The organism is Pseudomonas sp. HLS-6 TE3448, assembly GCF_053629555.1.
The window spans coordinates 892,814-915,374 of sequence record NZ_JBRJIO010000001.1; the positions used below are offsets into that span (position 1 = coordinate 892,814).

Annotated in this window: 21 protein-coding genes; 9 read left to right on the top strand and 12 right to left on the bottom strand. The window is 61.4% G+C overall.

Going from position 1 to position 22,561, the window contains the following annotated elements; genetic code table 11:
* Positions 1-31 precede the first annotated feature (31 nt).
* The 5 genes from pqqB to AB7M23_RS04285 are packed head-to-tail and all read left to right on the top strand — an operon-like array spanning position 32 to position 4,915.
* The gene (gene pqqB / locus AB7M23_RS04265; protein ID WP_099776009.1) at positions 32-943 is read left to right on the top strand and encodes a pyrroloquinoline quinone biosynthesis protein PqqB; all 912 of its coding nucleotides are present in this window, start codon (positions 32-34) and stop codon (positions 941-943) included.
* Positions 944-951: 8 nt separating this feature from the next.
* Positions 952-1,707, top strand: coding sequence for a pyrroloquinoline-quinone synthase PqqC (gene pqqC, locus AB7M23_RS04270; RefSeq protein WP_065761431.1), 756 nt, complete (start codon positions 952-954; stop codon positions 1,705-1,707).
* Positions 1,704-1,979: a pyrroloquinoline quinone biosynthesis peptide chaperone PqqD gene (gene pqqD / locus AB7M23_RS04275; RefSeq protein ID WP_454240261.1), complete on the top strand. Its 276-nt coding sequence runs from the start codon at positions 1,704-1,706 to the stop codon at positions 1,977-1,979. Before pqqC ends, pqqD begins: the two co-directional genes overlap by 4 nt.
* The gene (pqqE, locus tag AB7M23_RS04280; RefSeq protein ID WP_454240262.1) at positions 1,951-3,111 is read left to right on the top strand and encodes a pyrroloquinoline quinone biosynthesis protein PqqE; all 1,161 of its coding nucleotides are present in this window, start codon (positions 1,951-1,953) and stop codon (positions 3,109-3,111) included. The genes pqqD and pqqE overlap by 29 nt, the downstream gene beginning before the upstream one ends.
* Complete coding sequence (locus AB7M23_RS04285) at positions 3,077-4,915, top strand: S9 family peptidase (protein WP_102052184.1); 1,839 nt, start codon at positions 3,077-3,079, stop codon at positions 4,913-4,915. The genes pqqE and AB7M23_RS04285 overlap by 35 nt, the downstream gene beginning before the upstream one ends.
* Before the next feature lie 109 nt (positions 4,916-5,024).
* On the opposite strand, the gene AB7M23_RS04290 is transcribed toward AB7M23_RS04285, so the two are convergent.
* From AB7M23_RS04290 to AB7M23_RS04300, 3 genes are read right to left on the bottom strand one after another with little or no spacing between them, the layout of a single operon-like run.
* The gene (locus AB7M23_RS04290; protein WP_065761427.1) at positions 5,025-5,312 is read right to left on the bottom strand and encodes a hypothetical protein; all 288 of its coding nucleotides are present in this window, start codon (positions 5,310-5,312) and stop codon (positions 5,025-5,027) included.
* Position 5,313: 1 nt separating this feature from the next.
* Positions 5,314-6,594, bottom strand: a complete 1,281-nt coding sequence (locus AB7M23_RS04295; protein ID WP_099776013.1) for an aspartate aminotransferase family protein — start codon at positions 6,592-6,594, stop codon at positions 5,314-5,316.
* On the bottom strand, positions 6,591-7,289 hold the full coding sequence (locus AB7M23_RS04300; protein ID WP_065761425.1) for an MOSC domain-containing protein: 699 nt from the start codon (positions 7,287-7,289) through the stop codon (positions 6,591-6,593). Before AB7M23_RS04300 ends, AB7M23_RS04295 begins: the two co-directional genes overlap by 4 nt.
* Positions 7,290-7,391: 102 nt before the next feature.
* Between AB7M23_RS04300 and AB7M23_RS04305 the strand changes: the two genes are divergently transcribed.
* Positions 7,392-8,312 (top strand): LysR family transcriptional regulator, encoded by a 921-nt coding sequence (locus AB7M23_RS04305; protein WP_065761424.1) that lies wholly within the window; start codon positions 7,392-7,394, stop codon positions 8,310-8,312.
* Positions 8,313-8,538: 226 nt separating this feature from the next.
* Here AB7M23_RS04305 and AB7M23_RS04310 read toward each other — a convergent pair whose 3' ends face one another.
* From AB7M23_RS04310 to bioB, 9 genes are all read right to left on the bottom strand, one after another.
* Entirely contained in the window at positions 8,539-10,317 is a 1,779-nt protein-coding gene (locus tag AB7M23_RS04310) for an acyl-CoA dehydrogenase C-terminal domain-containing protein (RefSeq protein WP_454240263.1), read from the bottom strand.
* A gap of 124 nt (positions 10,318-10,441) precedes the next feature.
* Positions 10,442-11,725: a diguanylate cyclase gene (locus AB7M23_RS04315; RefSeq protein ID WP_454240264.1), complete on the bottom strand. Its 1,284-nt coding sequence runs from the start codon at positions 11,723-11,725 to the stop codon at positions 10,442-10,444.
* Between the two features lie 196 nt (positions 11,726-11,921).
* Entirely contained in the window at positions 11,922-13,727 is a 1,806-nt protein-coding gene (locus AB7M23_RS04320; RefSeq protein ID WP_454240265.1) for a phenylacyl-CoA dehydrogenase, read from the bottom strand.
* Positions 13,728-13,998: 271 nt separating this feature from the next.
* On the bottom strand, positions 13,999-14,295 hold the full coding sequence (locus tag AB7M23_RS04325; protein WP_065761529.1) for a pyrroloquinoline quinone biosynthesis protein PqqE: 297 nt from the start codon (positions 14,293-14,295) through the stop codon (positions 13,999-14,001).
* A gap of 107 nt (positions 14,296-14,402) precedes the next feature.
* Entirely contained in the window at positions 14,403-15,083 is a 681-nt protein-coding gene (gene bioD / locus AB7M23_RS04330; protein ID WP_409279046.1) for a dethiobiotin synthase, read from the bottom strand.
* A gap of 1 nt (position 15,084) precedes the next feature.
* A complete protein-coding gene (gene bioC, locus AB7M23_RS04335; RefSeq protein ID WP_065761527.1) occupies positions 15,085-15,909 on the bottom strand; it encodes a malonyl-ACP O-methyltransferase BioC in 825 nt (274 codons plus the stop codon).
* Positions 15,902-16,633, bottom strand: coding sequence for an alpha/beta fold hydrolase (locus AB7M23_RS04340; RefSeq protein ID WP_454240266.1), 732 nt, complete (start codon positions 16,631-16,633; stop codon positions 15,902-15,904). The genes bioC and AB7M23_RS04340 overlap by 8 nt, the downstream gene beginning before the upstream one ends.
* Complete coding sequence (gene bioF, locus AB7M23_RS04345; RefSeq protein WP_454240267.1) at positions 16,626-17,798, bottom strand: 8-amino-7-oxononanoate synthase; 1,173 nt, start codon at positions 17,796-17,798, stop codon at positions 16,626-16,628. Before bioF ends, AB7M23_RS04340 begins: the two co-directional genes overlap by 8 nt.
* Before the next feature lie 7 nt (positions 17,799-17,805).
* The gene (bioB, locus tag AB7M23_RS04350) at positions 17,806-18,864 is read right to left on the bottom strand and encodes a biotin synthase BioB (RefSeq protein WP_065761524.1); all 1,059 of its coding nucleotides are present in this window, start codon (positions 18,862-18,864) and stop codon (positions 17,806-17,808) included.
* Between the two features lie 88 nt (positions 18,865-18,952).
* Between bioB and AB7M23_RS04355 the strand changes: the two genes are divergently transcribed.
* From AB7M23_RS04355 to AB7M23_RS04365, 3 genes are all read left to right on the top strand, one after another.
* Positions 18,953-19,690: a double zinc ribbon domain-containing protein gene (locus AB7M23_RS04355; protein WP_454240268.1), complete on the top strand. Its 738-nt coding sequence runs from the start codon at positions 18,953-18,955 to the stop codon at positions 19,688-19,690.
* 58 nt (positions 19,691-19,748) lie between these two features.
* On the top strand, positions 19,749-20,513 hold the full coding sequence (locus AB7M23_RS04360) for a TOBE domain-containing protein (protein ID WP_454240269.1): 765 nt from the start codon (positions 19,749-19,751) through the stop codon (positions 20,511-20,513).
* Positions 20,514-20,577: 64 nt separating this feature from the next.
* Positions 20,578-22,479 carry a PhoX family protein gene (locus AB7M23_RS04365; RefSeq protein ID WP_454240270.1) on the top strand — a complete coding sequence of 634 codons (1,902 nt, stop codon included), beginning with the start codon at positions 20,578-20,580 and terminating at the stop codon, positions 22,477-22,479.
* Positions 22,480-22,561 lie beyond the last annotated feature (82 nt).

Genomic DNA, 22,561 nt, shown 5'->3' on the forward strand with positions numbered 1-22,561 from the left:
GTTTTCATTTTCAGACGCGGCAGGAGTGGCCATGTACATCCAGATTCTCGGTTCCGCCGCCGGTGGCGGTTTCCCCCAGTGGAACTGCAACTGTGACAACTGCAAGGGCTTTCGCGATGGCACCCTGCGCGCCACGGCGCGAACCCAGTCGTCGATTGCCTTGTCCGATGACGGCGTCCACTGGGTACTCTGCAATGCTTCGCCAGACATCCGCGCCCAACTGCAAAGCTTTACCCCGATGCAGCCGGCCCGGGCACTGCGCGACACGGGCATCAACGCGATCGTCCTGCTCGACAGCCAGATTGATCACACCACGGGCCTGCTCAGCCTGCGCGAAGGCTGCCCCCATCAGGTCTGGTGTACCGACATGGTCCATCAGGACCTGAGCACCGGCTTTCCGCTGTTCAATATGCTCAGCCACTGGAACGGTGGGCTGGTCTGGAACCGTATCGAACTGGAAGGCAGCTTCGTTATCGACGCCTGCCCTAACCTGCGCTTCAGCCCGTTCCCGCTGCGCAGCGCCGCACCGCCTTACTCGCCACACCGCTTCGACCCACACCCAGGTGACAACCTCGGGCTGATGGTCGAAGACCTGCGCACTGGCGGTACCTTGTTCTATGCCCCAGGCCTTGGACAAGTCGATGACGGGCTGATGGAGAAGATGGCCAGCGCCGATTGCCTGCTGGTCGACGGAACCCTATGGGACGATGATGAGATGCAGCGACGTGGTGTCGGCACCCGTACAGGCCGCGAAATGGGCCACCTGGCCCAGAACGGCCCAGGTGGCATGCTTGAAGTGCTGGAACACCTGCCGACGCAGCGCAAGGTGCTTATCCACATCAACAATACCAACCCGATCCTGGATGAAGACTCGGCCGAACGCGCTGAACTGAACCGCCGCGGTGTCGAAGTCGCCTTCGACGGCATGAGCATCGAGTTGTAGGAGCTGACATGAACGACGCCAAAGCGCTGTCCCCCGCCGAGTTTGAACAAGCCCTGCGGGCCAAGGGTGCCTACTACCACATTCATCACCCTTATCACGTGGCCATGTATGAAGGCCGGGCCAGCCGCGAGCAGATCCAGGGCTGGGTTGCCAACCGCTTCTACTATCAGGTGAATATCCCGATGAAGGATGCCGCGATCCTGGCCAACTGCCCGGACCGCGAGATCCGCCGCGAGTGGATTCAACGCCTGCTCGACCATGACGGCGCACCTGGTGAAGATGGCGGTATCGAAGCCTGGCTGCGCCTGGGCCAGGCCGTTGGCCTTGATCCCGAGCAACTGCGCTCTCAAGAGCTGGTGCTGCCCGGTGTACGCTTTGCGGTGGACGCCTATGTCAACTTTGCCCGACGTGCCTGCTGGCAGGAAGCCGCCAGCAGCTCCCTGACCGAACTGTTCGCGCCACAGATCCACCAGTCGCGCCTGGACAGTTGGCCGCAACACTACCCGTGGATCGACCCTGCCGGTTACGCGTACTTCCGAACACGCCTGAGCCAGGCCCGTCGCGATGTCGAACATGGCCTGAGTATCACCTTGCAGCACTACACTACAGTGGAAGGCCAACAGCGCATGCTGGAGATTCTCCAGTTCAAGCTGGACATTCTCTGGAGCATGCTCGATGCCATGAGCATGGCCTACGAACTGAACCGCCCGCCCTATCACACCGTCACCCGTGAACGGGTCTGGCACAAGGGGATTGCCCTATGAGCTTCGATCGCAACCTGACACCGCGCTGGCGCCCGGGTTACCGCTTCCAGTTCGAGCCGGCACAGAAAGCCCATGTGCTGCTCTACCCGGAAGGCATGATCAAGCTCAACGAAAGCGCCTCGGCCATCGGCCAGTTGATTGATGGCCAGCGCACGGTCGCCGCGATCATCGCCCACCTGGACGAGCAGTTTCCCGGCGTACCCGAACTTGGGGATGACATCGAGCAATTCATGGAGGTCGCCCGTGTCGAACACTGGATCGAACTTGCCTGAGGTACCCGCTACCCCTGAAGTCGGTCTGCCGCTGTGGTTGCTGGCCGAGCTGACCTACCGTTGCCCACTGCAGTGCCCGTACTGCTCCAACCCACTGGACTTCGCTGCCCAAGGCCAGGAGCTGAACACCGAGCAATGGTTCAAGGTGATGCGTGAAGCGCGGGAAATGGGCGCCGCGCAACTAGGCTTCTCCGGTGGCGAACCGCTGGTTCGTCAGGACCTCGCCGAACTGATCGGCGAAGGCCGCCGCCTGGGCTACTACACCAACCTGATCACCTCGGGTATCGGCCTGACCGAACAGAAGATTGCCGATTTCAAGCACGCCGGGCTGGACCATATCCAGATCAGCTTCCAGGCCAGCGACGAAGAAGTGAACAACCTGTTGGCCGGCTCGAAGAAAGCCTTTGCGCAGAAGCTGGAAATGGCCCGCGCGGTAAAAGCCCACGGTTACCCGATGGTGCTGAACTTCGTGACCCACCGGCACAACATCGACAGGATCGACCGCATCATCGAGCTGTGCATTGCCCTGGAAGCGGACTTCGTCGAACTTGCCACCTGCCAGTTCTATGGCTGGGCTCACTTGAACCGGGTCGGCCTGCTGCCGACCCGCGCCCAACTGGAGCGCGCCGAACGCATCACCAACGAGTACCGCGAAACGCTCAAGGCTGCCGGCAACCCCTGCAAACTGATCTTCGTCACCCCGGACTACTACGAGGAGCGCCCGAAAGCCTGCATGAACGGCTGGGGCAGCGTATTCCTCACCGTCACCCCGGACGGCACTGCGCTGCCCTGCCACGGCGCACGGCAACTGCCCGTGCAGTTTCCCAACGTGCGCGAACACAGCATGCAGCACATCTGGTACGACTCGTTCGGCTTCAACCGCTACCGCGGTTATGACTGGATGCCTGAGCCGTGCCGCTCCTGCGACGAGAAGGAAAAAGACTTCGGCGGCTGCCGCTGCCAGGCCTTCATGCTCACCGGCGACGCCAGCAAGGCTGACCCGGTCTGCGCCAAATCGGCCGACCACGGGATCATCCTCAACGCCCGGAAAGACGCTGAACACGCCAACCTCTCCATCGACCAGATGACGTTCCGCAATGATCGAAACTCCCGTGTCATCGCTCGCGGCTGATCGCTTCAGCGCCGAACAGGCGGTTGCCGCAGGCGCCGACTATGCCGAACTCAAGGTCGGCCCGCACGGGTTGTTCTGGAATGCCTTTCGTCCCCAGGACGGTGCTTGCCGGATCTGGCATTGGCACAAGGGCCGCAGCCGCTGCCTGACGCCCGATGGTTTCAGCGTACGCAGCCGGGTCTACGAGTATGGCGGCGGTGCATTCTGCCTCACGGCCAACGGCCTGGTGTTCGTCAACGAAACAGACCAGCAGCTCTATCGGCAAAGCCTCGATGGCGGCCAGCCGCAGCCGCTGACCCACGGCCATCGTCGTTACGGTGATTTGTGCTGGGCAGACGGCAAGGTCGTGGCCGTTGAGGAAACGCACACGCCGGATCAGGTCGAACACCGCTTGGTGGCCATTGGCCGGGGCTCACGGGAGGTACTTGCCGAAGGTGCGGACTTCTATGCATCTGCGACCGTAAGCGAGGATGGTGCCCGCCTGGCCTGGATCGAGTGGAACCGCCCCGACCAACCCTGGACCGCCACCCGCCTGCTGTGCTGCCAGCGTCAGGCCGATGGCCGCTGGAGCCCGGCGCAGTGCATTGCGGGTGACGGCGACGAACAGGAATCCCTGCAGCAACCGCGCTTCGGTAGCAATGGCCGCCTGTATTGCCTGTCAGACCGTGAAGGTTTCTGGCAGCCCTGGGGTGAAACCGAACAGGGTTGGCAGGCACTCCCCGCCACGGCGGCCGACCACGCCGGCGCTCCTTGGCAACTGGGCGCCAGCACCTGGCGCCCCCTGGATCGTGGACGTTATCTGGCCAGTTGGTTCGAAGACGGTTTCAGCCGCCTGGGCGTACGCCATCTCGATGGCACGCTAGAAGACTTCAGCGGCGCGTTCACCCGTTTTCGCTGCCTGGACCTGGACAACACCTACCTGTATGCCATCGCGTCGTCGGCCACTCACCCACCGGCTGTCATCGCCATCCACCGACGGACGCACCATGTTCAGGTGTTGAGTGGCGGCGTACTTCCGTTACCGGCCGAACGCATCAGCCGGCCGCAAACCCTCCGTTACCCCAGCGGTGATGGTATTGCCCATGGTTTTTTCTACCCGGCCATGAACGGGACGTCGCGCCCACCGCTGGTGGTGTTCATCCACGGTGGCCCGACATCCGCATGCTACCCAGTGCTCGACCCGCGTGTTCAATACTGGACCCAACGCGGCTTTGCCGTCGCCGACCTCAACTATCGAGGCAGCAGTGGCTATGGCCGGGCCTATCGTCAGGCGCTGTGCGGGCGCTGGGGCGAAGTCGACGTGGAAGATGCCTGTGCCGTAGTCAGCTACCTGGCCGGGCAAGGCCTGGTGGACCCAACCCAGGCCTTTATCAGAGGCGGTAGCGCCGGTGGTTACACCACCCTGTGTGCGCTGGCCTTTCACAACGTGTTCCGTGCTGGCGCGAGCCTCTACGGGGTCAGTGATCCGCTGGCCCTGACCCGCGCCACGCACAAGTTTGAAGGCGACTACCTCGACTGGCTGATCGGCGACCCCGTGCGGGACATCGAGCGCTACCGACAGCGCACACCGCTGCTGCATGCAGCACAAATCAAAGTGCCAGTGATCTTCTTCCAGGGCGAGCTGGATGCGGTGGTCGTACCCGAGCAAACGCGCAGCATGCTCGACGCCCTGAAACGCCGTGGCATTCACGCCGAAGGGCACTTCTATGCCAATGAACGCCACGGCTTTCGAACCGCAGCCAACCTCGCCCATGCGCTGGAGGAGGAATGGAAGTTCTACCGCAAAGTCCTCAGCGCACCTTAGGACCCCAGGCGTGCCTTTGAGCAACTGATGGCAGATAAAAAAACGCCCCGAGCCAAAATGATCAGGCCCAGGGCGATGCGCAGGAACGCGAGACGGTTCGTAAAATTCGTTAGTGCAGAACGTTGCCGGAGAGGATCAGGTGGTCCAGTTGGTCGGCTACCAGCACTTGTTTGCCAGCGTTCAAGGCCTTTTCCAGCAGGCGTCGCTCGGCGTCACGCCAAGGCTCCTGCGGTTGCTCGGGCCCCAGGTCGATCAATAGATCGAAACTGTCCAGCCGTGGCATGCGGGCATGGGCATAGAGGTGGCAGATATGCACCGCTTCGGCGTTTTGCAGCAGCCAGCGGTTCAGTGGCCCATGACGCTGGGCGGGCGAATGTTGCAGAACAAGTACACGCATCTCAGGCACTAGCCTCGCGACGACGGTTCAGTTGCGCGGTATGGACCCGGGCGAATGCCCGCGCCAGGCGCAACAGCATTTCATCAATGTTGCCTTTGCTCACGGTCAACGCCGGCGAAAAACGCAGCACGTTCGCCTGCGGTGCGTTCAACAGCAGGCCTTCCTGCAGCGCAGCCTTGACCACCGCAGCCGCCGAGTCGTCCGCCAGCTCCAGCCCCCAGAGCAAGCCCTGGCCGCGCACTTCACCCTGGCCGTAGCGTGCAGTCAGGCGCCCCAAACCATCGCGCAGGTGCCGTCCGGCCTCCTGCACATGGTCGAAGAACCCCGACTCCAATACCGTTTGCAGCACCGCCAGGCCAGCAGCGCTCATCAGCGCATTGCCATGATGGCTTCCCTCCAGCTCGCCCGGCTCGGCGCAACAGGCCGTGCCACGTGCCAGCAACGCGGCCAGCGGCACGCCACCGCCCAAGCCTTTGCCCAGGGTCAGAATATCGGCGCGTACGCCGTAGGTTTGCTCGGCAAGCAAAGCACCGCAGCGACCGATACCGGTTTGAACCTCATCAAGGATCAGCAGGATGCCCAGCTCGCGGCACAGACGCTCGACACCCTGCAAGTAGTCCTGGGTCGCCGGAATGACGCCAGCCTCGCCCTGGATAGGCTCCAGCATGATCGCAACCGTACGCGAGTCGACGGCGGCATGCAGGGCTGCAAGGTCGTTATAGGGCACCTTGCTGAAACCTGGCACGCCAGGCTCGCAGCGGTTGCACGGCGACGGGTCGGAGGCCGACAACGCACCCAACGTACGCCCATGGCAGCTCTGGCTGGCCGTGATGATGTGGTAGGCACCGTTACGATGCAGTTGGCCCCACTTGCGTGCCAGTTTGATCGCACCTTCGCAGGCTTCGGCGCCACTGTTGAGCAGATAGGCCTGATCACTGCCGGTGCTTTCACACAGGCGATTGACCAGTTGCAACAAGCCACGGTTATGAAACCCTGCCCCCGGATTGATCAGCGCCTGAGCCTGGGCACCCAATGCCTGAACCAGTGCTTTGGGGCTATGCCCAAGGCTGTTGACCGCACAGCCCTGAGTAAAATCGAGGTACGCCCGCCCATCACTGTCCCACAGCCAGGAACCCTGACCCCGGACGAAGACTTGTGCCGGGCGCTCTGCCACTGGCATCAGGCATTCACGCGACAACGACTCGACCGGTGCAGTGGTCACCGGAGCAGGCTCGTGCTCCTCAAGGGGGGCCGGCGAACGACGCAGGTTGAACAGGTTCATGCGCGCAACCCTTCCAGTGGCAAGCCGAGCAGACGCGATGTCCAGTCTTCGACCTGGCCGGTACGTAGACGCCTCATCGCGATGTCGCGCCAGCGTGACGACAGGGCCGGACAATCCACCAGCTTTTTCAAACCTGCATGCTCCAGGGGTTCACGGAAAAAAGCATGTAACGCCCAGGCTACGGTGAGGCCTGGGTAGCTACGCTGAATCAACTCAAAAGGATCTTCGGCGCTGACAAAACCCGGCTTGAGCACCCGGTAGAACCAGCCGCAACGGCCCGTTTGCTGAGCCTGTTCAGGCAAGTCCAGCAGGCCCCAGCGGTGGCTGAGCCGATAACAGGGCGAGCGCGGCTGGCTGATCTGCAACAGCGCGCCCCCCCATCGAAACATGTCGCCCAGGCAAACGGATTCTTCGCTCATGCCGTGGGTCGACAGGTTTTCGCCAAAAGCCGGTGCACACCAGTCGATCTGTGGATAACGTTTGCGCCAATAGGCGTAGTGCTCGGCGGGGTAGTGATGCAAGGCCCGTTCAGGGCCGGTATGGAAGCGTGGGTCGCCGTGTTCATCGCTGCCCAATCCCTGTGGCCACAACCACAGCCTTCTTGCAACCTGTTCCTTATCAATGTCGGTCAATAAGCCATGACCGATGTTTTTAGCCTTGCCTATGTAAACGCCATCCACATACACGGTATTCATCGCGCCCTATGGCCCTGTAAACCTTGTGAATACGGGATAGACTAGGCTTCTTGCAGGCTAACAGCCATTTCGTTTTTCGAGCTTTTTTGATAAGTATCTCTTATGGATTTTCGCCAACTGCGTTATTTCGTCGCGGTCTACGAAGAAGGTCATGTCGGCCGGGCTGCCGAACGCCTGTCACTGTCCCAGCCGGCGCTGTCGCAACAGATCCGCCAACTCGAACACAGCCTGGATGTCAGCCTGTTCGAACGCGGCAACAAGCGACTGCTGCCGACCCTGGCAGCACACACCCTGTACAACCACGCACTGCCCCTGCTCGACGGCCTGCAACGGGCGAGTGACGCCCTGCGTAACTTCAAGGGGCAGTCATTGCGTACCTTGGCCATCGGGGTACTGCAGACCGTACGCCCAAGCCTGGTACCACAGCTGCTCGACCGGGTACGCAAGGCGCAGCCACACCTGGTGGTACAGATCTACGAACTGTCAGGTATGGAAATCGAGCGACGCCTGCTAAACGGCACACTGGATATCGGCATCAGCTACCTGCCGCCGCGCCAGCCGGGGCTGCACGGCTTGATGCTCTATGAAGACGAACTGCAATTGGTGATCCCCAATACCCACCCGTTGCGCGAATTCAAGAAAGTCTCGCTGAAACAGGCCGCCGAGTTACCGATGCTGCTGCTGGGCGAAGAGTTTCAGGTGCGGCAGATCTGGCAGTCGCAGCTGGCCAACCTTGGCCGGCGCCCACAGGTTCAAGCGGAAATGAACAACATGGGCGGGATTCTAGACAGCCTGCCACACACGTCGCTGGCTACCGTCTTGCCCGGCCGGGCCCAAGAAGTGACGGATGATCAGGAACTGCTCTGGAAGCCGTTGAGCGAGCCACGGGTGCCGCTGAAAGTGGGCCTGGTGTTCCGGGATGCACAGCGTCAGCAAGCCTCAATCGAGTTGCTGCGTACGCTACTGGAAGAAGAGATCGACCCACGGCACATCGGCGTATCGCCGCTGGACGTGTTGGGTTGATTTAATTGCGGGCATAAGAAAACCCCGCCGAGGCGGGGTTTGCAGACTGTTTCCCTGACATCCATTTCACCCGCCATCCTGGCAGGAATCCTGCGTGTCCCTGTTCTGTACATTGCGCGTCCTGCGCGACGTCCATGTGGTAAAGATTAGCGATGGATCCAATCTTTAGATAGAGGCGAAAAGTCACCACGTCGTGTAAGCCTTTTCCTACACGACGCAGCGAAGCTTAAAACTGCTCGGCATTGAGCAGATAAAGCGACTCGCTACCGGCCTTAACGGCTGCGCTCAACGAGTGGATGCGCGGCAGCAATCGGGCAAAGTAGAACCGTGCGGTCCCCAGTTTGCTGGCATAGAAATCGTCCTGCCCCTGCTTGGCCAGCGCCGTACGTGCCATCAGCGCCCACATGTAGGCATAAGCGACGTAACCGAAGGTCTGCAGGTACTCCACTGACGCGGCACCGATCTCGTTCGGGTTGCTCTTGGCGCGGTCCAGTACCCAGGCGGTCAGTTCGTCGAGGCAACCCAAGGCTGCTGCCAGCGGTTTACTGAATTCGTCCAGCCCGGCGTCTGCCGAGGCGATGAACTGGCGGACCTCATCCGCGAACAACGTGTAATACGCCCCGCCGCTACCCACGACCTTGCGCCCGATCAGGTCCAGCGCCTGAATGCCGTTGGTGCCCTCGTAGATCTGCGTGATGCGCACATCGCGCACCAGTTGCTCCTGGCCCCACTCACGGATGTAGCCATGGCCACCGAACACCTGCTGACCATGCACCGTCGTTTCCAGGCCGAGGTCAGTGAGGAACGCCTTGGCCACCGGCGTCAGCAAGGCCACCAGGTCCTCGGCACGTTTGCGCACAACCGGGTCTTCGCTGTACTTGGCCGTATCCAGTTGCATCGCCACATAACTGGAGAAGGCGCGGCCACCCTCGTTAAAGGCCTTCATGGTCAGCAGCATGCGCCGCACATCAGGGTGAACGATGATCGGGTCTGCGACCTTTTCCTTCGCTTGCGGACCGGTCGGCGCACGGCTCTGCAGACGGTCGCGGGCGTATTCAATCGCGTTCTGATAAGAACGCTCTGCCGATGCCAGGCCCTGAATACCGACGCCCAAACGCTCGTAGTTCATCATGGTAAACATGGCGGCCAGGCCCTTGTTGGGCTCACCGACCAGATACCCTACCGCGTCGTCAAAGTTCATCACGCAGGTGGCAGAAGCCTGAATGCCCATCTTGTGCTCGATGGAGCCGCAATTGACCGGGTTGCGTGCGCCGAGGCTGCCGTCAGCATTGACCAGGAACTTGGGCACCAGAAACAACGAAATGCCTTTCGGCCCAGCGGGCGCGTCCGGCAGTTTAGCCAACACCAGGTGGATGATGTTCTCGGTCAGGTCGTGTTCGCCGCCCGTGATGAAGATCTTCGTACCACTGACCCTGTAACTGCCATCGGCCTGAGGTTCTGCACGGGTGCGGATAATGCCCAGGTCAGTGCCGGCATGGGGCTCGGTCAGGCACATCGAGCCGGCCCAGACGCCGGCATACATGTTTGGCAGGTAGGTAGCCTTGAGTGCTTCACTGGCGTGGGCATTGATCGACAGACAGGCGCCAGCCGTCAGCATCGGGTAGAGGCCGAAGGACAGGCTGGAAGCATTGACCATCTCTTCGACCTGGGCAGAAATCACCTTGGGCATGCCCATGCCGCCGAATGCGGGATCGCCGCCTACGCCCACCCAACCACCTTCTGCATAGGTGCGATACGCATCGATAAAACCTGCTGGCGTAGTGACGACGCCATTATCCCAACGGCAGCCCTCTTCGTCGGCACCACGGTTCAGCGGCGCGATGCTTTTGCTGGTGACCTTGCCGGCCTCCTCGAGAACGGCCATGGCCGTCTCTTCGTCAACGATATCGGCCAGGCCGGGCAGTTGAGCCCAGAGCCTGGCAACCTCGAAGACTTCATTGAGGACGAAGCGCATATCGCGCAAGGGCGCTTTATAGTCAGCCATGGCAACCTCTCACAGAACCAGTCAGGGGCAGTCCCGAGGGACCGATACTCAGTTAGAAAACCAGTGTACCTGAACAACTTTTGCGAGACATAGGGCCATCTTTTGACCGGATAGTCATATCCGGTCACGCTGTACGAACGGCCCCTCGCTTGTTTTGCAAACCGTAGGCGACCACGCAGTTACGGCCCGCGCCTTTGGCGCTGTAGAGCGCCTGGTCGGCCGATTTGAGCACTTCGTCAGGCGAGCGATGCTCCATCTGACGCTCGGCGACACCGATACTGATGGTCACCGACACACTGGCGGCCGCAGCAGCACCACGGCGCTGGCGCCCCTGAGTATCGTCCTGCGGGCGGCTATCCGGATTACGCAGCAAGATATTGTAGTTGGCGATCACCTCGCGCACGGCTTCCAGGTGTGGCATGCACTCCTCGATGCTCTTGCCGGCAAATACCAGGCAAAACTCCTCCCCGCCATAGCGGTAGGCACGACCACCACCAGTGACCTTGGACAACTTGCTGGCCACCAGACGCAGCACCTGGTCACCGACATCGTGACCGTGGGTGTCGTTGAATTTCTTGAAGTGGTCGACGTCTGTCATCGCCAGCACATAGGTACGGCCCAACCGCTGCATCCGCTCATTCAATGCACGACGCCCCGGTAGCCCGGTCAGCTCGTCGCGGAAGGCCATCTGATAGGCTTCATGGGACACCGCTGCGGCAATCATCAACATCACCTGACTGCACATGATGTTAAGGGTAAACGGCAAGATGAAGGTCTTTGGCAGCATCCAGAAAATGCCGATCAGACCAATGATCTGCGCCGCATGCAGCGGTCGTGGCTGACGCAGGTACTGCACCACCAGCAAGCCGAAGGCGATCAGGAACACCGGGTACGCCATCTGGATCAGGCTCATCCATTGGCCATGCAACGATGGCCAACGAATCTCCGCCAGCCACACCAGCAAGGGCTGCGGGAAGCTCTGCTCAAGCCCCAGGGCGACACTGCCAAAAGCCAGCAACACGGCAAAGCGCGCCACCATATCCTGGAACAGGTGCGTACGCTCCTGCCAGGCGCCAAACAGCCCGAACAGCAAGGGCAGTAACAGGCACACTAAATGGAAGACAACGGCCGCATCCTCACGGACCCGCCCATTGTCTCGATAAAAGTCAGTCTGGGTATCCAGCAGGAAGTAGGCGATATAGACCGTGACCATCAGAAACAGCTCACGCTGACGTCGGTAAACCGCGCAGTAGGCACCGCCAAGCAGCAACACCAAGGTTGGCAGCACATTGAACAGCGATGTAAAGAAAACACTCAGGTCCCGCACATAGGCCGCCGCCAGTCCGCAGAGCAGAAGGAACAGTGATGGCAGAAAGTGACTGAGGCGTACAGCGGATAAACGAAACAAGGGAATCTCCGACCCGGCAGATCAACAATGGCATTGTGCCTCTAGTGCATCGGCAACGCACATGAATAGATGAATGTTTATCTGCACTTTCATTTAACGGCAGCGCAAGACCGGGCTTAACGCCTGCTCCCTGTTCGTCCACACAAAAAAAAACGCCTGCCGATCAGGGCAGGCGTTTTTCAGTTCAGCCACTCACTCAGTAAGCAAGGCCGAAATCTTCCTCTTTCATGTCCATCAGGTTATTGGCACCCGACAGCATGGCTTCAACATGAGCACGGGTACGCGGCAGGATGCGTTGGAAGTAGAAGCGCGCAGTTTGCAGCTTGGCGGTGTAGAACGCAGTTTCGCTGGTACCAGCGGCCAGTTTCTCAGCAGCCAGGCGCGCCATGTCAGCCCAGAAGTAAGCAAGGCAGGCATAGCCGGAGTACATGACGTAGTCCACCGAAGCGGCACCAACTTCTTCACGGTCTTTCATGGCGGCCATCCCGACTTTCATGGTCAGCTCACCCCACTCCTTATTCAGCTTGGCCAGCGGTTCAACGAACTCCTTGACCGCATCGTTGCCCTCCTGGCCCTGGCAGAACTTGTGGACGATCTTGGTGAAGCCCTTCAGGGCCTCGCCTTGAGTCATCAGCACTTTACGGCCCAGCAGGTCCAGCGCCTGGATACCCGTGGTGCCCTCGTACAGCATGGAGATACGGCTGTCGCGCACGTTCTGCTCCATGCCCCACTCGGCGATGAAACCGTGACCGCCGTAGATCTGTACGCCGTGGTTGGCGGCCTCAAAGCCGACTTCGGTCATGAAGGCTTTGGCGATCGGAGTCATGAAGGCCAGCAGCGCGTCGGCTTTCTTCCTTTCTTCCTCGTCCTGGCTGTACTTGACGATATCGACCTGTTTGGCGGTGAAGTAGACCATCGCCCGGTTACCTTCGGCGAAAGCCTTCATGGTCAGCAGCATACGCCGCACGTCCGGGTGAACGATGATCGGGTCAGCGGCTTTGTCCGGTGCTTTCGGCCCGGTCAGCGAACGCATCTGCAGGCGGTCGCGGGCGTACTTCAGGCCGCCCTGGAAGGCCACTTCAGCGTGAGCCAGGCCTTGCAGCGCAGTCCCCAGACGTGCGGTGTTCATGAAGGTGAACATGCAGTTCAGGCCCTTGTTGGCTGGGCCAATCAGGTAGCCGGTCGCGGCGTCGAAGTTCATCACGCAGGTGGCGTTGCCGTGGATGCCCATCTTGTGTTCGATGGAACCGCAGGCCACGGCATTGCGTTCGCCCACACCACCATCAGCGGTAGGCAGGAACTTCGGCACGATGAACAGCGAGATGCCTTTGGTGCCAGCAGGGGCGTCGGGCAAGCGTGCCAGAACGATATGGACGATGTTATCGGCCATGTCATGCTCACCGGCGGAGATGAAGATCTTGGTGCCGGTGACTTTGTAGGAGCCATCAGCCTGAGGCTCGGCCTTGGTGCGCAGCATGCCCAGATCGGTGCCGCAGTGCGGCTCGGTCAGGCACATGGTGCCGGTCCACTCACCGGAAACCAGCTTGGTCAGGTAGGTGTGTTGCTGCTCGGGCGTGCCGTGCTCGGAGATCGTGTTCATCGCGCCATGAGACAAGCCAGGGTACATGCCCCAGGACCAGTTGGACTCACCGACCATTTCGCTGATCGCCAGGCCCAGCGACTCAGGCAAGCCCTGACCACCATGCTCGACGTCATGGGCCAGGCTCGGCCAGCCACCTTCGACAAACTGCTTGTAGGCCTCTTTGAAGCCGGTCGGGGTTTTCACGCCCGACTCACTCCAGGTACAGCCTTCCAGGTCACCCACACGGTTCAAGGGGGCCAGTACCTGTTCACAAAACTTGGCGCCTTCCTCAAGGATGGCATTCACCATGTCTGGAGTGGCGTCCTGGCAAGCCGGCAGGCTCTGATAGTGCGCTTCGTAGCCGAGCAACTCGTCACGAACAAAGCGAATATCACGCAAGGGGGCTTTGTAATCAGGCATAGCGATAAACCTCTGCTGATGGATCCTGGATAAAGAGACCGTGACACACCGACCAGCTCTTGGCGACTTTCGGTCAAACAGTTGTTTGAAACATACGTTTACGCCAATGGGTTGTCAAGCATCGTCCAGAGGGCAATTCTGCCATCTCAAACCGCTGCACGGCCCTCACTGCACCCGCCACACGCGCACGAACGAGCGCCTGGCGACAAGGCCAAGGCGCTGATACATAAAGCGTAGTAGAGGGGGCGAACGCAGATAGACCGAGGGGCGGTCAGGCGTAAGTATCGATCAGGGTGCCGAGCATTTCGTCGGATGCTTTGGCCACTTTGACACCGAGTTCAACCTGGAACTTGCCCAGGGCCAATTCGACGGTGCTGGTGGCGAGGTCTTGTTGCTGGCTGCGATCAACCGAACGCAGACGCTCAGCCTGATAGTCGCTGGACTGGCTGGTGGCGGCACGCTCGACGGTGGTATTGGCGATCTGGCTGGCTGCCTGATCGACACGGTTCTGCCCCGTCTGAATAGCCCCCAGACCGGCATAGAACGCTGAGTTGCCTGAGATTTCCATTTCGACACTCCATGACGCTAACTGCAGATACCGCCTATTGAAGCAGACCTCAAGGAAAAAGGCCCGTCAAAAACACTAATAGCACATTGCCCTTCAATAGCCTGTAGTCAGTCCAGCAGATCCAGTTGCAGGAATTCAGCCACGGCGTCAGCCGTGACGCTCTTGAGTTTAGGGACGCGCCCCAGGCAGGGTGCCGGCAACCGCTCCGCCAGGGTTGCAAGGTTCTCTTCCAGTCGCGATGTGCGCGGGTCGACAACGTTGGCCACCCAGCCGGCCAACTGCAGGCCATCGCGCGCGATGGCTTCAGCACTGAGCAGGGCGTGATTGATGCACCCCAGGCGCACGCCAACCACCAGAATCACCGGCAGTTGCAGGGCAATGGCCAGATCAGAAAGGTTGGCCTGATCAGACAGCGGCACCCGCCAACCGCCAGCCCCTTCAATCAGGGTGAAGTCTGCCCGTTGCGCCAACACGTGACGCATCGGCGCGAGCAACCCCTGAACCGTCAATGCCACGCCCGCCTCACGCGCCGCCAGATGCGGTGCGATGGCCGGCTCAAAGGCGAAAGGGTTGATCTGCTCGTAGGGCAATACAATCGAACTTTGCGCCATCAGCGCCAGGGCGTCGGCATTGCGCAAACCCTTGGCGCTGACCTCACAGCCCGAAGCGACCGGCTTGGCACCCAGCGTGCTGAGCCCCGCCTGGCGGGCAGCCTGAAGCAAGCCGGCGGCGATCGTAGTCTTGCCGACGTCGGTATCGGTACCCGCGATGAAATAGGCTGCGTTCATTTCACACTCCACTTTCCAGAGGCTTTTGCAGCACCCCGTAGACCACCTGATAGGTCGCCGGCAGGCCTTGGGGCTGACGGAACCGCTCGTATGCCTGCAGCAAGCCCTGCATGCGTGCGCGCCCCGTCAAGCCGGTGGGCCGGCCCGGGTTGAGATTGTGTGCGCCCAAGGCCTTGAGCTCATGGGTCAGGCTGCGCACATCCGGGTAGTGCAAAACATGCGGACGGCGCTCCAACGCCAGCACCGGCATGCCACTGGCCAGGCACAGGCGCTGATAGTCCTCAAATGGCCGAAAGCGGTTGACGTGAACCAGCCCGTCCACCGCCTGCCAACTGTCGCGCAGCTCCTGGAGCGTACCGACACACAGGCTGGCAAACGCCAGCACACCGCCCGGCTGCAACACCCGTCGGGCCTCACTGAGCACGCCTGCAAAGTCACCACACCACTGCACCGCCAGGCTGGAGAAGATCAGCCCGACGCTGGCCTCGCGCAGCGGCAAACGCTCGGCATCGCCAGCAACATGGTAGTGCGCACCGCCCTGTTCGCGGGCATGACGAAGCATGCCTTCGGCAATGTCTACCGCCAGGCCGACACGTTGCGGATAACGCTGTTCCAACATCCGGCTGAAGTAACCCGTGCCACTGCCCAGGTCGAGCCAGTTCGAAGGCTGTAACGACGCAGGCAACTGTTCCAGCAAGGCGCTCCCCACATCGCGCTGCAACTGCGCAACGCTGTCATAACTGACTGCGGCGCGGGAAAACGACGCGGCTACCTGGCGTTTGTCAGGCAAGGCACCGGGCAAGGCCGGCCGGGATAGATCAGTCATCGCCGCTCTCGTGCAGAAAAGCCTTTATCGCACAGGCCAACTCGTGGGGTGTCTCCACCAGGAAGCCATGCGCGCTGTCTTCGATCAAACCGACTTCAACGTCGGGTAACACATTCAGCAGCTCGCGCGCAGCTTCAGCCGGCACCAGTGCATCGCTCCCGGCAAACAGGTGCAACTGCGGCCCGCCAAACGACTGCAATGCTGTACGGGTGTCCAACTGCGCCAGCAGTTCCAGGCCAATCACCAGAAACTCCTCACGCGTCTGCGGCATACCGGCCGTCAACAGCCGCGCCAGCGTGCGTGGTTCCTCTGCACCCTGGCTGCACAGCGAGACAAAGCGTCTAAGGGTCACCTGAGGGTGATGGCGGCAGCCGTCGAGAAACGTCTCAAAGGTGGCGGGCGCCATCCCGTGCGGCCAATCCGGGCGAGCGACAAAACTGAGGTTGCTGGCCAGGGTCAGTACGCCGCAGCACTCATCACCACGACGAGCGGCCAGTTCAGCCGCCAGCATTCCACCCAGCGACCAGCCACCCAGCCAGGTGTTACGTGGCAGGCTACGGTCCAGGGCCGAAAGCCACGCGTGCGGATCACTGGTGTCGAGTTGCGGTAACGCATGCACCTCAACCTTGAGCGCCTGGTCCAACGCGCGCAGAGCCGCAGCCAACGGCTCCAGCGCCGCGGTTCCCAGGCCCCAGCCTGGCAGCAGTATCAGACGGTCACGCATCGACAGGCTCCAACAACGGATAACACTCGGCCAATGCATTCAACAATAGCTGCACCTGTGCCTGACTGTGGGCCGCTGTCAGGGTAACGCGCAAGCGCGCACCACCTGCAGGGACCGTCGGTGGTCGAATGGCAGTGACCAGCAGGCCGCGCTCACGCAACAACTGCGACAACCGAACCGCCCGAGCACTGTCGCCTATCACGATCGGCTGGATCGGGGTAAAGCTGTCCATCAGCGTCAAGCCGATCTGCTCGGCGCCACTGCGGAATTGTTGGATCAATGCCGCCAGGTGCTCTCGACGCCACGTTTCAGTACGCAGCAGTTCCAGGCTTTTCAAGGTGGCGCACGCCAGTGCCGGTGGCTGACTGGTGGTGTAGATATAAGGGCGGGCGAACTGGATCAGGCACTCGATCAGCTCTTCACTGCCCGCAACAAATGCTCCCCCGGTGCCGAAGGCCTTACCCAGGGTACCGACCAGCACCGGGACATCATCCAGGCCCAGGCCAAAATGCTCGACAACTCCACCGCCCTGACGCCCCAGGGTACCGAAACCATGTGCATCGTCGACCATCAACCAGGCACCGCGCGCCTTCGCCGCCTTGGCCAGCGCGGGCAGGTCAGCCACATCGCCGTCCATGCTGAACACCCCGTCAGTGACCACCAGGGTGTCGCCCTGGGCTTTCTCAAGACGGCTGGTCAGGCTCAGGGGGTCGTTATGCAGGTAGCGATTGAAACGCGCACCACTGAGCAGCCCGGCATCAAGCAACGATGCGTGGTTGAGGCGGTCCTGCAGCACCGTATCACCCTGCCCGACCAATGCCGTCACAGCGCCCAGATTGGCCATGTAGCCGGTGGTGAAGAGCAACGCCCTCGGGCGCCCGGTGAACTCGGCCAAGGCCTCTTCCAGCGCGTGATGCGGGCCGCTATGACCGATCACCAAGTGCGAAGCACCGCCACCGACACCCCAGCGCTCGGCACCGTCACGCCAGGCAGCAATCACATCGGGGTGATTGGCCAGGCCCAGATAGTCGTTGCTGCAAAAGGCCAACAGCGGTTGACCGTCGACCACCACGCTGGAGCCTTGCGGGCTCTCCAGCAACGGTCGCTGCCGGTACAGGGACGCAGCGCGCCGTTCTTCCAGGCGCGCACGAAGATCGAAGCTCATCCGCACCTCAAACCGAGGCGGCGTTGTAGAACAGCTCGCTGCTCTTCTGCTCGATCAGGGCCTGCTCGATAGCCGCCTGATGAACTTCATCAGCATGCTCCTCGCGGGCCTCAGGCTGGATGCCAAGGCGTGCAAACAGTTGCATGTCCTTGTCGGCCTGCGGGTTGGCAGTGGTCAGCAGCTTCTCGCCGTAGAAAATCGAGTTGGCGCCGGCGAAGAAGGCCAGCGCCTGCATTTCTTCGTTCATGGCTTCACGGCCAGCCGACAGACGAACATGGGACTTGGGCATCAGGATGCGGGCAACAGCGAGCATGCGGATAAAGTCGAACGGATCGACAGCCTCGGCATTCTCCAGCGGCGTACCGGCGACCTTCACCAGCATGTTGATCGGTACCGACTCCGGGTGCTCTGGCAGGTTGGCCAGTTGAATCAGCAGGCCGGCGCGGTCGTCCAGCGACTCGCCCATGCCGAGGATGCCACCCGAGCAGATCTTCATCCCCGCATCGCGCACATACGCCAGGGTTTCCAGGCGCTCGCCATAGGTACGGGTGGTGATGATGTTGCCGTAGAACTCCGGCGAGGTATCGAGGTTGTGGTTGTAGTAGTCCAGCCCGGCTTCGGCCAGGGCCTGGGTCTGCTCACGGTCGAGCTTGCCCAGGGTCATGCAGGTTTCCAGGCCCATGGCCTTGACCCCTTTGACCATCTCCAGCACATACGGCATGTCCTTGGCCGACGGGTGTTTCCAGGCGGCGCCCATGCAGAACCGGGTAGAACCGATAGCCTTGGCCCGCGCGGCTTCCTCTAGCACCTTCTGCACTTCCATCAGCTTCTGCTTGTCCAGGCCGGTGTTGTAGTGACCGGACTGTGGACAATATTTGCAATCTTCCGGGCAGGCACCGGTCTTGATCGACAGCAGGGTCGAGACCTGAACACGGTTAGCGTTGAAGTGCGCGCGGTGTACGGTCTGCGCCTGGAACAGCAAGTCATTGAACGGCTGTTGGAACAGGGCTTTAACCTCAGCCAGGGTCCAGTCGTGACGAAGAGTTGCAGTTGTGCTGGCGCTCATGGGCGATTCCTTGTTTAGGCTTGACTGGCGCCGGGACAGGAAAGCCCGCCAGCGCATCACGGAGTGTTTGCATGATTAAGGAAGCCCCATGCACTGTCAACCGAAGCTTAAACAGGTGGTTTACAAGTGGTTAAATAATAACCACAGCTGTTTGTTATGCGATGAACCTGCCCACGCCCCCATCCCCATCTGCGTCGCCTGCGAGGCTGAGCTGCCCTGGCTTGATGAACGATGCCGGGTGTGCGCCTTGCCCTTGCCGATGACGGGACTGGTCTGCGGGCAATGCAATCGCCGCCGCCCGGCTTTCCAGCAGGTTGAAGCCCCTTGGCACTATGGGTTTCCAGTGGATGCACTGATCACCCGCTTCAAATACCACCGGCAATGGCCGCTGGGGCGACTGCTCGCCGAACTGCTCGGTAACTGGCTGGCCTACCGTTTCGCCGAAGGCCCGGCGCAGCCAACGCTTCTGTTACCTGTACCGATGGCCACACGCCGGTTGCGTCAGCGCGGTTACAACCAAGCGGGGATGCTGGCCAAGTGGCTCGGCACACAACTGGACATTACCTGCAATGAGCACCTGCTGGTGCGCACGCTCGATACACCTACGCAACAGGGCCTGAACGCCCGGACCCGCAAACGCAACCTGCGCCAGGCGTTCGCAGTGACCGATGTGAACGCCGTGGCCGGCCGTCACCTGGCCTTGGTCGATGATGTACTGACCACCGGCGCTACCGCCCAGGCCTTGGCGAGCCAGTTGCTCAAGGCGGGGGCTCGACGGGTTGATGTGTACTGCCTGGCGCGCACACCAAAACCGGGCAGCGCTTGACTTGGCACAAGCGGGCGGGCACTTTCGCAGCGATCACCGCCACCCTGCGTAGCCATTCATGTCCCCGCCCGCCCTGCTCAACCAGCACCTCGTCAAACGCCCGCAACGTATCGCCCTGCTGCAGCACATCGCCGAACAAGGCTCGATCACGCGGGCGGCCAAAAGCGCCGGCATCAGCTACAAGGCCGCCTGGGATGCCATCGACGAGCTGAACAATCTGGCTGGCACACCACTGGTCGAACGCAGCGTCGGCGGCCGGGGTGGTGGCGGCGCGAAACTCACCGAGGAAGGCGCTCGGGTACTGCGCCTGTATCAACGCCTGCAAGCCTTGCAGGCGCAAATTCTCGAAGCCACCGAAGACGCGGCGGATCTCGACCTGCTCGGTCGGCTGATGCTGCGCACCAGCGCACGCAACCAACTGTACGGCAAGGTACGCGCAATAGAGGCTCAGGGTCGCAATGACCTGATCGAGCTGGCACTGGCCGACAACCTGAGCCTCAGCGCACAGATCACCCATGACAGCACGCTGCGCCTGGAGCTGGCCCCAGGGGCCACTGTCGTTGCGCTGATCAAGGCTGGCTGGCTGGAGTTGTTGGCGACCGATGCCCAGCCTGAAGCTGGCTACAACTGCCTGCTGGCAACCGTCGAGGAGCGCCTCGACGATGCCGAAGGGCCCAGCGAAGTGCGCCTGGTGCTAAGCAACGGCCAGACCCTCTGCGCCCTCGCAGAAGCCGAGTGGCTGAATGAGTTGCACGCAACGCCTGGAAGCCTGTTACAGGTTCAGTTCCCGCCGGCCTGTGTACTGCTGGGAACCCCAGTCTAAAATTCGACACATTACCGTCATACAGGCTGACTAAGGTGACTGCCAAAACAGCAGGAAGCCGACCATGACCCTTTTAGACGAAAACCAGCCTACCGATCTCGAACAGATGGTCGGCCTCAGCCGACGCCGCTTCATCGGTGCCGGCGCCCTGTGTGGCGCCGCGTTGTTCCTTGGCGGCGGCCTGCTGAGCCGCAGCACACTGGCGCAGAGCGTCAAGGCCGCCAACGACAGCCTGCTGGGTTTTCCGACGATCCCTGCCGCAACCACCGACAGCATCAGCCTGCCGCCGGGCTACAACGCCTCGGTACTGATCAGTTGGGGCCAGCCGCTGCACACCGACAGCCCGGCGTTCGACGCCTCGGGCAATGGCAGCGCCAAAGCGCAGGAACTGCAGTTTGGCGACAATAACGATGGCATGAGCCTGTTCCCCTTTCCTGGCGATGAAAACCGGGCGTTGATGGCCATCAACAACGAGTACACCAACTACCGCTACCTGTTCCCTCACGGTGGCCAGCCAACCTCCGCCGAAGATGTGCATAAGGCCCAGGCTGCCGAAGGCGTGTCGGTGATTGAGGTGCAACGCAGCAATGGCCAGTGGCAGTTCGTCCAGGGCTCGCCCTACAACCGCAGGATTCACGGCAATACGCCAATCCGCATGAGCGGCCCGGCCAGCGGCGATGCCTGGCTCAAGACCGCTGCCGACAACAGCGGCAGCAAGGTACTGGGCACCTTCCAGAACTGCGCCAACGGCAAGACGCCATGGGGCACCTACCTGACCTGCGAAGAAAACTTCACCGACTGCTTCGGCAGCAGCAACCCGCAACAGGCATTCGATGCGGGCCAGAAACGCTACGGTGCCTCGGTCGCCAGCAAGGACATCGGCTGGCACCTGCACGATCCGCGCTTCGACCTGGCGAAAAACCCCAATGAACTCAACCGGCATGGCTGGGTCGTCGAAATTGACCCCTTCGACCCACATTCAACGCCGGTCAAGCGCACAGCCCTGGGCCGCTTCAAACATGAAAATGCGGCACTAGGCGAAACCCGCGACGGCCGGGCAGTGGTCTACATGGGCGACGATGAACGTGGAGAGTTCATCTACAAATTCATCAGTCGCGACCCCATCGACCACAAGAACCCCACTGCCAACCGTAACCTGCTCGACCACGGCACCCTGTATGTCGCCCGCTTCGACAACGGCGACGGCAACCCCGACCAGCCGAAAGGCAAGGGCCAGTGGCTGGAGCTGACCCACGGCAAGAACGGCCTGAACGCCGCCAATGGCTTCGCCAATCAGGCTCAGGTGCTGATCCATGCGCGCCTGGCGGCCAGCCTGCTTGGCGCCACACGCATGGACCGCCCGGAATGGATTGTGGTCAGCCCCAAGGATGGTCAGGTCTATTGCACCTTGACCAACAACGTCAAACGCGGCGAAGAAGGCCAACCCGTAAACGGACCGAACCCCCGTGAGAAAAACATCTACGGGCAGATACTGCGCTGGCGCGAAAGCGCTGACGACCAGGGTGCGATGACCTTCGACTGGGACCTGTTCCTGATTGCCGGCAACCCTGGCGTTCATCCCGGCGACGCGAAAGCCGGCTCAGCCAACATCACCCCGCAGAACATGTTCAACAGCCCGGACGGGCTGGGTTTCGATGCCGACGGACGGCTGTGGATTCTCACCGATGGCGACTACAGCAATAGCGGTGATTTTGCCGGCATGGGCAACAACCAGATGCTCTGCGCCAACCCGACGACCGGCGAGATCCGGCGCTTCATGGTCGGCCCGGTGGGCTGTGAAGTCACCGGTATTGCCTTCGCGCCAGACCAGCGCACGCTGTTCGTAGGTATCCAGCACCCAGGCGAAAGTGGCGGCTCGACCTTCCCCGAGCACCTGCCCAACGGCAAGCCGCGTTCATCCGTCATGGCGATCCGCCGGGACGACGGCGGCATCATCGGCGCCTGAGGCGAACCGCAACACAGCCCCTGCAACTCGGCGCGCGCAGGGGCATGTAGCGCACCCCAACGAGATGCATCGCATCCGGCGG